Origin of the sequence: Cuspidothrix issatschenkoi CHARLIE-1, assembly GCF_002934005.1 — a bacterium.
Classification (GTDB): Bacteria; Cyanobacteriota; Cyanobacteriia; order Cyanobacteriales; family Nostocaceae; genus Cuspidothrix; species Cuspidothrix issatschenkoi.
Window position 1 is genome coordinate 27038 of sequence record NZ_PGEM01000087.1, and the last position, 12704, is coordinate 39741.

The 12704-nt window shown below is 39.8% G+C and carries 9 protein-coding genes and 1 pseudogene; 6 read left to right on the plus strand and 4 right to left on the minus strand.

The features are described 5' to 3' along the window. Positions 1-54: 54 nt before the first annotated feature. Positions 55-2694: a type I DNA topoisomerase gene (topA, locus tag CUN59_RS12850; protein ID WP_104388217.1), complete on the minus strand. Its 2640-nt coding sequence runs from the start codon at positions 2692-2694 to the stop codon at positions 55-57. A gap of 600 nt (positions 2695-3294) precedes the next feature. Here topA and CUN59_RS12855 point away from each other — a divergent pair. Both CUN59_RS12855 and CUN59_RS12860 read left to right on the plus strand, forming a co-directional pair. Next, positions 3295-3546 (plus strand): hypothetical protein, encoded by a 252-nt coding sequence (locus tag CUN59_RS12855; RefSeq protein ID WP_133164021.1) that lies wholly within the window; start codon positions 3295-3297, stop codon positions 3544-3546. Then, complete coding sequence (locus tag CUN59_RS12860) at positions 3518-4645, plus strand: calcium-binding protein (protein ID WP_243406930.1); 1128 nt, start codon at positions 3518-3520, stop codon at positions 4643-4645. The genes CUN59_RS12855 and CUN59_RS12860 overlap by 29 nt, the downstream gene beginning before the upstream one ends. 167 nt (positions 4646-4812) lie before the next feature. On the opposite strand, the gene hrmK is transcribed toward CUN59_RS12860, so the two are convergent. After that, positions 4813-6615 carry a hybrid histidine kinase/response regulator HrmK gene (hrmK, locus tag CUN59_RS12865; RefSeq protein WP_104388220.1) on the minus strand — a complete coding sequence of 601 codons (1803 nt, stop codon included), beginning with the start codon at positions 6613-6615 and terminating at the stop codon, positions 4813-4815. Between the two features lie 217 nt (positions 6616-6832). On the opposite strand from hrmK, the gene CUN59_RS12870 reads away from it, so the two are divergent. Beyond that, a complete protein-coding gene (locus tag CUN59_RS12870; protein WP_104388221.1) occupies positions 6833-7702 on the plus strand; it encodes a branched-chain amino acid ABC transporter permease in 870 nt (289 codons plus the stop codon). Positions 7703-7723: 21 nt separating this feature from the next. On the opposite strand, the gene CUN59_RS12875 is transcribed toward CUN59_RS12870, so the two are convergent. Continuing rightward, on the minus strand, positions 7724-7843 hold the full coding sequence (locus CUN59_RS12875) for a photosystem I protein PsaX (protein WP_104388222.1): 120 nt from the start codon (positions 7841-7843) through the stop codon (positions 7724-7726). 275 nt (positions 7844-8118) lie between these two features. Beyond that, complete coding sequence (lipA, locus tag CUN59_RS12880) at positions 8119-9018, minus strand: lipoyl synthase (RefSeq protein WP_104388223.1); 900 nt, start codon at positions 9016-9018, stop codon at positions 8119-8121. A 425-nt stretch (positions 9019-9443) separates the two neighbouring features. Between lipA and CUN59_RS12885 the strand changes: the two genes are divergently transcribed. From CUN59_RS12885 to CUN59_RS12895, 3 genes and pseudogenes are all read left to right on the plus strand, one after another. Further along, the gene (locus CUN59_RS12885; protein WP_104388224.1) at positions 9444-10979 is read left to right on the plus strand and encodes a YifB family Mg chelatase-like AAA ATPase; all 1536 of its coding nucleotides are present in this window, start codon (positions 9444-9446) and stop codon (positions 10977-10979) included. Positions 10980-11046: 67 nt separating this feature from the next. Then, on the plus strand, positions 11047-11826 hold the full coding sequence (locus CUN59_RS12890; RefSeq protein ID WP_104388225.1) for a nucleoside phosphorylase: 780 nt from the start codon (positions 11047-11049) through the stop codon (positions 11824-11826). A 617-nt stretch (positions 11827-12443) separates the two neighbouring features. Beyond that, positions 12444-12704, plus strand: a pseudogene (locus CUN59_RS12895) (photosystem II q(b) protein); the annotation flags it as partial.

Below are 12704 nucleotides of genomic sequence, written 5' to 3' on the forward strand. Positions count from 1 at the left end.
AGAATAGTCAACAGTCAACGGTCAACAATCAACAGTCAACCGTCAACGGTTTCTCTAACTTGCCGCGTCTGTCTTTTTCGCTCTACCTTTTGTGGATTTAGTTGTAGTAGCTGATTTAGTGGTTTTGCGTGCAGCAGATTTTGTAGTAGATGCTTTAGCTGACAGTAATTCAACCGCTGTAGATATGGTGATATTTTCTACTGATTCACCTTCGGGAATACTCACATTCGTTTTCCCGTGTTTGATGTAAGGGCCATAGGGTCCATCATAAATATTAATTGGTGAATCATCTTCTGGATGTGTCCCCAATTCCCGTAAGGCTGCTTTAGACTTACTTTTAGCAGCAGTACGTCCTTTTTTGGGTTCTGCTAGTAATTCTAATGCACGATTGAGAGAAATTGTCAATACATCATCTGTTGATTTTAGAGAACGGTAGTCTTTGCCCTCCTTGCCTTGGTCATGGACAACATAGGGTCCAAACCGTCCCAAACTAGCTTGGATTTTTCCACCTGTTTCTGGATGAGTTCCTAAAGCACGGGGGAGGGACAATAAACCAACAGCCATTTCTAAGGTGATGGTTTCTGGTGTCACACCTTTGAGTAAAGAAGCTTGTTTGGGTTTAGGATTTTCCTCAGTTTTATCGCCCAATTGGACATAGGGCCCATAAGTCCCAAGTTTTATATAAATTGGTTCTCCAGTTTCAGGATGACGACCAAGTTGGTCAGGTCCAACGGTTTTTTGTTTGAGGAGAACTTCAACTTGTTTAGGGTTAAGGTCTGCCGGGGTGAGATTTTTCGGAATAGAAGCTGTAACTACATCCTCACCATTAGCAACTTCGATGTAGGGTCCATATTTACCAATACGGACTTTAGCATCTAAATTTTCTAGTTCTACAGTTCTAGCTTTGCCGGCATCAATTTCGGTTTCCCGTTCCCTCACCAAAGTTTCTAAACCCTGTTCACCAAGATAAAATTTCTTCAAGTAAGGTAGCCATTGCGCTTCACCTGTGGAAATTTCATCCAAGGTTTGCTCCATTTTGGAAGTAAAACTGGGATCAACAATATCTGGAAAATGTTTTTCTAGTAAGTCAGTGACAGCAAAAGCCGTGAAAGTAGGAATTAGGGCATTATTCACCAATTGAGCATAATCTTTATCAATGATTGTGCCAATGATACTTGCGTAGGTACTAGGACGGCCAATACCTTCACTTTCTAAGGTTTTTACCAGAGTTGCTTCAGTGTAACGGGCGGGAGGTTGGGTTTCATGGCCTACGGTTTCCAGTTCATGACATTGAGGATGATCACCAACTTTCAGAGTAGGTAGAATTATTTCTTGATCTTCTAAAGCGGCATCAGGATCATCCGAACCTTCGACATAGGCGCGGAGGTAGCCAGGAAAATCTATGCGCTTACCAGAGGAGCGAAAACCAGCATCTTCAACTTGGATTTGCACAGTAACTTGAGTTTGGCGGGAGTCAGCCATTTGTGAGGCAACAGTGCGCTTCCAAATCAAATCATAGACAGAAAATTCCCGTCCACCTAAACCGGTTTCTTGGGGTGTGCGGAAACTGCTACCAGCAGGACGAATGGCTTCGTGGGCTTCCTGCGCGCCTTTAGATTTGGTGGTGTATTGTCGCGGTTGGGGACTGAGGTATTGTTTCCCGTATTTTTGTTCTACACAAGCGCGGGCGGCGGATATCGCTTGATCAGACAAATGTACTGAATCTGTCCGCATATAGGTGATATACCCTTGCTCATACAAACTCTGTGCCACCCGCATGGTATCCCGTGCCGACAAGCGCAATTTTCGGTTAGATTCTTGCTGGAGGGTAGAAGTCGTAAACGGTGGTGCTGGTTTGCGAGTCACCGGACGTTCTTCCATTTCCCTCACTGTCCAAGTTTTCCCTTCTAGGAGTGCTTTCAGGGCTGCGGCTTGTTCCTCATTCAGTAATACGACATTGCGACCTGCGGTAATTCCGCCGGTTGTGGGATCAAAATCGCTGCCTGTGGCAACTTTAGTACCACCAAGGGTGACTAGAACGGCGGTAAAAGGACTTTTTTCCTGTTCTAGACTAGCTTTTAAATCCCAATATGTACCTTCATGGAAAGCCCGGCGTTGGCGTTCCCTAGTTACTAATAAGCGTACTGCCACAGATTGTACTCGCCCAGCGGATAAGCCCCAAGCAATTTTTTTCCATAGTAATGGAGATAGGGTATATCCTACTAATCTATCTAAAATCCGCCGAGTTTCTTGGGCGCGAACTAACTGCTCATCAATGTTACGACAATCTTGCAAAGCCCTTTGAATGGCTTCTTGGGTAATTTCATGAAATACCATGCGCTTTGTTGGCACTTTGGGTTTGAGCAATTGGTATAAATGCCAACTAATGCTTTCACCTTCCCGGTCTTCGTCAGTTGCCAAAATCAGTTCAGTTACGCCTTTGAGGGCTTCTTTAAGCTGAGTGACAATTTTCTTTTTATCTTTAGGAACTACATAAACCGGTTCAAAGTCGGCTTCTACATTGACCCCAAGCTGCGCCCATTTTTCCCCTTTAACAGCGGCGGGAATTTCACTGGCCGACTGGGGGAGGTCACGAACATGACCCATGGAAGCTTCTACCCGATAGTCTTTTGGTAGGTAGTTGCGGATGGTACGAGCTTTTGTTGGAGATTCGACGATGACGAGAGTTGACATGGAAATTTAAAAAAAAGAATAGCTATCAAGCTAAACAGTCAAGTTGGAGTAATTTTTGCGAAATGTCAAGATAATATATCGCGCCTAACCAGTGATTTTATCCTGACACAAACTGCCCAAAAGCGGGAAAATTCTCTCAACTTCAGGTACAGTGATTCTTTTGAGAATGCTAGATGCAACTTTTAAGAATCAATTGTCCATTGTCCATTATTTTCATTTTTAACCTATCTAGAGCATATTTGGCGAGTATAGTTTTTGACACTTCCCGGTCTAAAAACTTACCGTGTACAGTCTAATCAAGTTGCCTAATAGGGTTTTGATGCCTTAGGGGGCTAAATAATCATAAAACGAAGACAGATAAAACTTGTCTATACACCGTAGCCTTATTAAGGGAGAGGGGAATCTACAAGTGTTGGATACCACAGAAACAAGTCTTCAGACATCCTCTAACTAGTCTCATAGATATAAATATAGGGGTTGACACTTGTAAGTATTTGTGTCAATGTTGCTCGTATATAATGTTTGACTAAAAAGTGTTACAAATTGTGACACATCCTATTGCTTTCAAATATCATTTTAATCCCAATAATTAATTAAGTCATGAATACTATACTTGACTCTGCTCTGATGCTGACATATAACCAACTGATCGCGTTTTCTGGTTTAGGCAATTTCTGGCAGGTTTTCAATACCGCTTTTGGTACACAATACAACCGTAGTTTTGCGGAAATTTTGCATTTACAGTGGCAATCTGGTGATTTTAGTCAGCTTCCGCAAATTGAAATTCTTGATAGTAGCATTCTTGGCGGTGCTAATGGGGCTTATGCCAGTAGCACAAATAAGATTTATTGAAAACCTGACTCTGACAGGAACAACTGCAATTAACGGTACAGGTAACGCAGGTAATAATGTCATTACGGGTAACAGTGGTAATAACGTCCTTACTGGTGGAGCGGGTAATGATACCCTCATTGGTGGTTTAGGTGACGATACTTACATTGTTGATACTACAACTGACACCATTACAGAAAATGACAATGAAGGCACAGATACTATTGAATCTAGTGTTACCTTGAGTCTAGATACTCTGTCAAATATTGAGAACCTGACCCTGACAGGAACAGCCGCAATTAACGGTACAGGTAACGCAGGTAATAACATCCTTACAGGTAACAGTGCCAATAACACCCTCTCAGGTCTTGATGGCAATGACACTTATTCTTTTGTAGCTAATAGTGCTTTGGGAACTGACACAATTACAGAAACGGCAACAGGGGGAACTGATACTATTGATTTTACGGGAACAATTGCTGCTGTGAATGTAAATTTAGGTATCACTACATCACAAACCGTTAATAGCAATCTCAAACTCATCCTTTCTGCCAATAATGTCATTGAAAATGCTACAGGTGGCACGGCTAATGACCGTCTCACGGGTAATACACTGAATAATACCTTAAAGGGCGGTGATGGCAATGACCAACTCCAGGGCTTAGGAGGGGATGATAGCCTTTGGGGAGGAGTAAGTAATGATATTCTCAACGGTGGAATCGGTGATGATAGCCTCTGCGGAGGACTTGGTGATGATATTTTGACGGGAGGACTCGGTAGTGATAAATATCTTTTCCAAAGCGATAGTGTCTTTGCTACCAGTTTAGGCGTTGATTACATTAGTGACTTTGACACGGGACTAGACCAAATTGTATTAAGTAAAACTACTTTCAACGCCATTTCTAATCTTGTAGAAGAGGCTTTCACTGACTTTGCAGTAGTTACTGGTGATGAATTTGTAGACGCTAGTAATGCTCGGATTGTCTTTAGTCAAGATACGGGAAGTCTGTTCTATAATCAAGACGGAAACGTTTTGGGTGTAACAACGGTATTTGAGTTTGCCCGTTTAGGTAATCCTAATATCACCCTCACTAGTAGTGATTTCAGTTTGATTGCTTAGTTTGTTACTTGTTGCTATAGCTATCGGATTTGATTTTGGCAATATACATAGGGTGCGTTACGCTGTCGCTAACACACCCTACAATACTACAATTGATTATGTCCATAAATGATCAATTGATCTAGTGAATTAGAGGATCTTATTTCTTCATCTGAAATTATGACACATTAACAATACTTACCCAGCATACTACCTAAAAGTTGTAAATCAATCGGTTTAGAAATATAGTCATTGAAACCAGCCGCTAAACAAGTTTCTCGATCTCCTTTCATTGCCATTGCCGTTTGGGCAATAATCGGTATGTGTTGATATTCGTCCTTTTCTCGTAATTCTTGCACTAAATTTAGCCCATTGGCATCAGGTAAACTCACATCCATGAGAATGATTGCTGGATTAGTTTCTTGAAGATTAGTCCACATTTCTCTTTCATTTTTTACCCAGGTTACCTGATATCCTAATTTCCTTAAATAAATGCTGATTAATTCCCCATTGGCAAAATCATCTTCCACCAGCAAAATTAAAGATGAAGAAATCAGACTGTGATGATGACAAGGATGACCGACTGCTTCTAAATCATTCTCTGCTGTTGTTTCTATAGCTGTTAAAACCTTTCCTGTCGGTTTGAGAGGTAATAGAATACTAAAACGAGAACCTTGATTAACTAACGATTCTAACTCTAAATAACCACCATGAATTTCTGCGAGTTTTTGAGTTACTACTAATCCCAAACCCGTACCTTCATCAGGATTAACTGCCGGGTTAACTACTTGACTATAAGGTTGAAATAGGAGAGCCTGATCTTCAGCAGAGATACCAGTACCAGTATCCCAAATTGTAAAGCGCAAAAATTCATCTTCACTAGAAACCTTTAATCCTACAGTACCTTTAGTGGTAAATTTAATAGCATTAAAAAGCAAATTCAATAGCATTTGTTTGAGCCGCAAAGGGTCAGCGATCACATTTTTAATATCTGGTGCTATTTCTAAACGTAGTATTAAACCTTTATTGGCGGCTTTCTCTTTCACCAAAGCTAAAATATTCCGACACAAGGTAGAAATTTCCACAATTTCCCATTGTACTTCTAGTTGATTGGCTTCAATTTTTGACAGATCCAAAATATCATTAATTAATCCCAGTAAATGCTTACCACTAGATTGAATAATATTTAAATACTCTTGATGACGGGCTTTATCTGGTTCATAACCCTGTGCTAAAAGTAAATGGGTAAAACCAATTATTGAACTTAGCGGTGTGCGAATTTCGTGACTGGTATTAGCTAAAAACTGATTTTTAAGCTGATTAGTTTCTTCTAAATCCTGATTAACTTGAGCTAATTGTTGATAATATTGTTGACAAGATTGTATTTTTGCCAATTCTGCCAATGCAGTACGACAATGTTCTATAGTTTTTTTGATTAATTGCAGTTTCAGAGGGGCAAAGGCATCTTTAAATAATTTAGAATCGGCTGGAAAACTGCTAGTATTGATGATCAACCATCCTTTTTTCCCCTGAGCATTCTTAAATAAATGCCAAGCACCTTGCTGAGTCTCCATTTGCTGTAAATCTTGAAGCTGAATAGATTTATGCAATCTGAGAATTAGCTTCTTTCCCGTGGAGGGTATACTCTCAATATTAGGAGTGAACGATAAATTTGAGATATGAGAAATTTGACCAATGGTTTGTTCTGGTTCAAATAGGGCAACAGCTACGATACACTGGGTAAACGCAATCAGACTATCACTTAAAGCTTTGTGAAGTTCGTTAACTACTATTTCCAGAATATCAGATTCCGTGGGTATTGCTAAGGAAGTTGTAGTAGCCAGGGAAATTAGATAATCTTTAAGGCGAATCTGTAATTGATTGAGGCTACTTTCTAACCACAATTGATACCGCAGATGTTCAATTGTTGTCAAAAGTGGCTTTCCGTCTATTTGTAAGTTTCGTTCTGGTAAACTGGAAGACTGCTGCATGGTCAACTAGACCGATGAAAAAACATTCTGCTCACAAATAAAAATGTAAACAGTATTTATGTATATTAACCTACAAATGCAATTTATATATAACCCATTACTAATAGTGCTGAATGTGACGAAGATCCCAAGGATGATGGAATACAACCACTGACTAGCCATTTTGTCAATAGCAACTACCTAACTTTACAATGAATTCACAGTAACTTCATAATTTATGGATATACAACTGTTTGCTCAATTAATTATCAATGGTATTGCTGTAGGTAGCATTATTGCCCTAGCAGCAGTTGGACTGACTTTAACCTATGGAATTTTGCGGTTATCTAATTTTGCTCACGGTGATTTTCTCACATTGGGAGCTTATCTCACCCTCATGATTAATGGTATGGGTGTCAATATTTGGCTATCAATGATCGTGGCTGCTGTCGGAACAGTAGGGGTAATGTTACTGGCAGAAAAACTGCTATGGTCGAAAATGCGGTCTATTCGTGCTACCTCAACAACATTGATCATTATTTCTATCGGGTTAGCGTTATTCCTTCGCAATGGGATTATTTTTATCTGGGGAGGTAAAAACCAAAACTATAATCTGCCTGTGATACCCGCTTTAGAATTTGAGACATTAAAAATACCCCAAAATCAATTATTGGTATTGGGATTAGCTATTTTAGCTATTTTATCCCTTCACTACCTGCTGCAAAATACTAAAATTGGCAAAGGGATGCGGGCAGTAGCTGATGATTTAGATTTAGCGCGAGTTTCTGGTATTAATGTTGATAGAATAATTCTCTGGACTTGGATAATTGCCGGGGTATTTACTTCATTAGGTGGCAGTATGTACGGGCTAATTACCGCAGTGCGCCCGAATATGGGCTGGTTTTTGATTTTACCCTTATTTGCTTCAGTGATTTTGGGAGGTATTGGTAATCCCTACGGAGCGATCGCTGCCGCCTTTATTATTGGTATTGCCCAGGAAATTAGTACGCCTTGGCTTGGTTCACAGTATAAACAGGGTGTAGCCCTACTAATCATGATTTTGGTGCTGCTTATTCGCCCCAAGGGTTTATTTAAAGGCACAATTTAAGCAGCACCAGTCTACTTCTAACTATTCAATGATGTGGAAGTAGTAAGCTGCTACCAAAAAGTTCACAGCCAAAAGTAACAATGCCCAACCAGTACGGAAAGCGTAGGAAGGTTTAACTTCCGGTTTGCTTTTAGCAGTCATAAGTCGTTCTCCTAATTACGTGACTTTTTAAGAAATAGCAAACTGCTATATAAAACCTAGACAAAGCTAGACTTTACTTTCTACTTCAACGGGAGCATGGAAGCAGTTATCCCTCCATAGACTTGCACGCTGTAGCCCAACGCACTCTTTCTAAAGTTAAGATTTACAAGAAAGACTACCGCTATCATTGCTTGGTTTTCGCGTCGGCAATAGTCTTAATTCAATACTTGATATCGTAGCATTATATATCAAGTGGGCGAGGCAATAGGCAATAGTCAACAGTCAACCCCGGCATGATAGGAACTGCGAACCAGGGGACCAGAACGAACATGATTAAATCCCATGTCCTTGGCTATATTACCGAGTTCTGTAAATTCCTCTGGTGTCCAATATTTTTGGACGGGGAGATGATCTAAAGAAGGGCGCATATATTGACCAATGGTGAGGCGATCGCATTTTACAGATCGCAAATCCGCCATTGTCTCTATTAATTCCTCCATAGTTTCCCCATGTCCCACCATCACACCTGACTTAGTAGGAATCTGATCATTAAATTCTTTCACTGCTGCTAAGACAGCTAAGGATCGGTCATATTTCGCTCCACGACGCACAGGTGGAGTTAACCTGCGTACCGTTTCCACATTATGATTAAAACAAGCTGGTTGCGCCTTAATAATCAACTCTATACTGTGGCGTTGACTTTCTACACCTCCAGACCCCCAAAAATCCGGTGTCAGCACTTCAATTTCCGTTTCTGGGTTGAGGTGGCGAATAGTTTCCATAGTTTTGATAAAATGACTCGCACCCCCATCAGCTAAGTCATCACGGGCAACAGAAGTTAATACCACATAGCGCAGTCCTAAAAGCTGAACTGATTCTGCCACCTTTTGAGGTTCTGACTCATCCAAAATCATGGGCGCATGACCTTTATCTACTTGACAAAAAGCACAAGCGCGGGTACAAATTGAACCCATTAATAAAAAAGTGGCAGTTTTTTGGGCATAGCATTCACCCCGATTAGGACAACGCCCTTCTTCGCAAATTGTGTGAATTTGCCTTTGCTTAATGATACGTTGGACAGTAGAAATTTCACTGGCTTTGCCAATGGGGCGACGCAACCAGCTAGGCATATTCATAATCTCTGACTTGATATCAACTTTTTGTGGAGAATTCATAAAGTTTTGATTTTTACACACAGTATTATTGCTGATAATAAAGTATTATTGAAACTGGGATGAGAGCAATTATTGCTTCAGTTTCCAATTTCAATATTTCCAGCAAGTCCAAAATCTTAACCCATGTATTATAATACATTTGAACCATAAGTAAATCTATCAAATCACCCATTGCCAATGTCGGCTAATTTACCGGATGCGGTTATGATTAAAAATCATCATTAAGTATCTGGTGAAAATTATCGTAGGTTGATGGTTTTACTAATGCTTGAACCATAAGTCACCTCCATCTTTAGCTACTATTGTTTTAGCTTGAAGTTGTTCTAAGTTTATGATTATTAACATTTGTATTCAGTGATTTCACTCATTGTTAATGCACCGCCGGATCTGCTTTGATATTATCAGGGTTTATTAATATATAAAAAATGCTGGCTAGAGTCTGGAGTGCATCTATTATCGGGATCGACGCGGTTAAAGTCGGTGTGGAAGTTGATGTTTCCGGTGGCTTACCGGGAATTGTAATTTTAGGTTTACCTGATTCCGCAATTCAAGAATCTAAAGAACGGGTAAAAGCAACATTGAAAAATGCCGGTTTTGCTTTTCCTATGCGAAAGATCGTAATTAACCTCACCCCCGCAGATTTAAGGAAAGAAGGCCCCGCTTTTGATTTACCAATTAGTGTGGGGATTTTAGCCGCTTCTGAACAGGTCAATCCTGATTTATTAGGCGATTTTTTATTTTTAGGTGAAGTTTCTTTAGATGGTAGTTTGCGTCCTGTTGCGGGTGTTTTACCCATTGCTGCAACTGCTCAAAAAATGGGAATTTCTGGTTTAGTTGTTCCTATTGATAATGCTCAAGAAGCTGCGGTTGTTGAAGGATTAGATGTTTATAGTTGTAATAATATTTCTGATGTAGTGGATTTATTAAATAATCCTAGCAAATATAAACCTGTTAAATTAAATAAAACCGCAGAAACTTTATCAGGAAAATCTTTACATTTAGCAGATTTGCAAGATGTTAAAGGACAATCTCATGCACGTCGAGCTTTGGAAATCGCTGCTGCCGGAGGACACAATTTAATTTTTGTCGGTCCCCCTGGTAGTGGTAAAACAATGTTAGCAAGACGTTTACCGGGTATTTTACCACCGTTGGAATTTTCGGAATCTTTAGAAGTTACTCGCATTCATTCTGTTGCTGGTTTATTAAAAAATCGTGGTTCATTAGTTAGAGAAAGACCTTTTCGTAGTCCCCATCATTCCGCATCAGGTCCTTCTTTAGTTGGTGGAGGTAGTTTTCCCCGTCCTGGTGAAATTTCTTTATCTCATCGAGGAATTTTATTTCTGGATGAATTAACGGAATTTAAAAGAGATGTTTTAGAGTTTTTACGTCAACCTTTAGAAGATGGTTATGTTACCATTTCTCGTACTCGTCAATCTGTCGTTTTTCCCGCACAATTTACATTAGTAGCTTCTACAAATCCCTGTCCTTGTGGTTATTATGGTGATACAATTCAAGGATGCACCTGCTCACCTAGACAAAGAGAGCAATATTGGGCAAAATTATCAGGACCATTGATGGATAGAATTGATTTACAAGTAGCGGTAAATCGCCTAAAACCAGAGGAAATTACTCAAACATCCACAACAGGAGAACCATCAAAATTTGTCCGGGAAAGGGTGCAAAAAGCGCGGGATATTGCCACAAATCGGTTTCAATCAGAAAATAATCTGCGTTGTAATGCTCAAATGCAAAGTCGTCATTTACAAAAATGGTGTAATTTAGATGATCCAAGTCGCAATTTATTAGAAGCAGCAATTAGAAAATTAGGGTTATCCGCAAGAGCGAGCGATCGCATTCTCAAAGTAGCACGAACTATAGCAGATTTAACTGGAGATGAAAATCTTAAACCCCAGCACGTAGCAGAAGCAATTCAATATCGCACAATTGATAGAATGCAGTGATTAGTAATTGGTGATTCTAAAAAAATCTTTACGTCTATATTCAGGAGTATGTAATTTGGTGCTAATTATGACAAATAAACACTTATATCATATTGATTTTGGATGGGAAGATTTAGGTTCACCATCTCCCACAATTGCATTATTATCAGGTGATCCGCAACGGGCTAATTTCATCGCCCAAACCTATTTACATGATGTACGGATATTATCAGAAAATCGTGGACTCCATAGCTATTTGGGATATTTACCCAATGGTAAACCAGTTTTATCTGCTACTAGCGGTATGGGTGCGCCTTCTTTAAGTATTGTAGTTAATGAATTGGTACAAGTAGGGATACAAAAAATCATTCGCATTGGTACTTGTGGTTCAATTCAACCTCATATACCTGTTGGGAGTATTGTTATTAGTAGTGCAGCTTTATGTCGTCAAGGTGCTGCAAATGATATTGCACCTGTAGAATATCCAGCAGCAGCAGATCCGTTTTTAACTGTGGCTTTAGTCAATGCTGCACAAGAATTAAAAATTGAACATTATTTAGGAATTACCGCTTCCGTTGACACTTTTTATGAAGGACAAGAACGGACAAATTCAGCTAATTCTCATTTAATACGTAAACTAGAAGGAATTACTGAAGAATATCGCCAATTAAATATTTTGAATTATGAAATGGAAGCGGGTACACTATTTAAAATGGCAGGAGTTTATGGTTTTGCTGCTGCTGCCGTTTGTGGTGTAGTTGCTCAACGGACTGTATCTGAAAATGTCATTTCTACAAGTAAAGATATGGCGATAAATAATGCAATTATCACGGCTATCCACGCAGCTACAAATGTAAAAAATATGTAAGTATTCAGCCATAGCGCTCGTTTATACCCAGATCCCCGACTTCTTTTATTAATTGTGTCCATCAATGATAAATTGCTCACAGAAGTCGGGGATCTTTTTACCTCACCTGAATTCTTACAAAAATATTGAGATAAAACTACATCAGTCATACCCTGGAGTTTAGACTAATTTGCCCTCCTAATCCGCCAAAGTCTCTCTAGGCAAGGCTTTAAGGGTTTCCAAGTTATTTTACGTCTTCTAAGTCATAAACCTTATACAGCAAGGGATTGAGCCTACAAGAAAAGATTTAGTGTAAGCTCCAATCATACCATTTCTTTGCAAAGTTGCATATAGTTTACCCCCCGGCTTCGCCCTCCTCCCTTACTAAGGGGTGACTACAGGGGGTTCTGATTATGTGCAATTCTTGGCCGTCGTCCTATGGCATGGCCTCCCGGTTGATCAGCATAAGGCACAGAAACTAGATTTCTGTGCCTCTCCACACATTAGAAAAACTGATAACTGCTATAACCAATACTTTAGTTAAATAACTTTACAAATAGAAATATTTTGCTTAATATAAGTTCATAAGGTAGAAACACCTACCGAAACATACATAACTCAAACGCAATCATAAACACATGACCACCACCTTACAACAGCGCCAAAGCGCCAACGTATGGGATCGCTTTTGCGAATTCATCACCAGCACAGACAACCGCATCTATATTGGTTGGTTCGGCGTACTGATGATCCCTACTCTTCTCTCTGCTATCGCTTGCTTCGCCATTGCATTCGTAGCTGCTCCTCCCGTTGACATTGACGGTATCCGTGAACCAGTTGCAGGTTCATTACTCTACGGAAACAACATCATTTCCGGTGCAGTAGTTCCTTCCTCCAAC

Coding starts and splice junctions, on each gene's coding strand:
- topA (WP_104388217.1), bottom strand. CDS start 2,694: ATGTCAACTCTCGTCATCGTCGAATCTCCAACAAAAGCTCGTACCATC.
- CUN59_RS12855 (WP_133164021.1), top strand. CDS start 3,295: ATGAATACTATACTTGACTCTGCTCTGATGCTGACATATAACCAACTG.
- CUN59_RS12860 (WP_243406930.1), top strand. CDS start 3,518: ATGCCAGTAGCACAAATAAGATTTATTGAAAACCTGACTCTGACAGGA.
- hrmK (WP_104388220.1), bottom strand. CDS start 6,615: ATGCAGCAGTCTTCCAGTTTACCAGAACGAAACTTACAAATAGACGGA.
- CUN59_RS12870 (WP_104388221.1), top strand. CDS start 6,833: ATGGATATACAACTGTTTGCTCAATTAATTATCAATGGTATTGCTGTA.
- CUN59_RS12875 (WP_104388222.1), bottom strand. CDS start 7,843: ATGACTGCTAAAAGCAAACCGGAAGTTAAACCTTCCTACGCTTTCCGT.
- lipA (WP_104388223.1), bottom strand. CDS start 9,018: ATGAATTCTCCACAAAAAGTTGATATCAAGTCAGAGATTATGAATATG.
- CUN59_RS12885 (WP_104388224.1), top strand. CDS start 9,444: ATGCTGGCTAGAGTCTGGAGTGCATCTATTATCGGGATCGACGCGGTT.
- CUN59_RS12890 (WP_104388225.1), top strand. CDS start 11,047: ATGACAAATAAACACTTATATCATATTGATTTTGGATGGGAAGATTTA.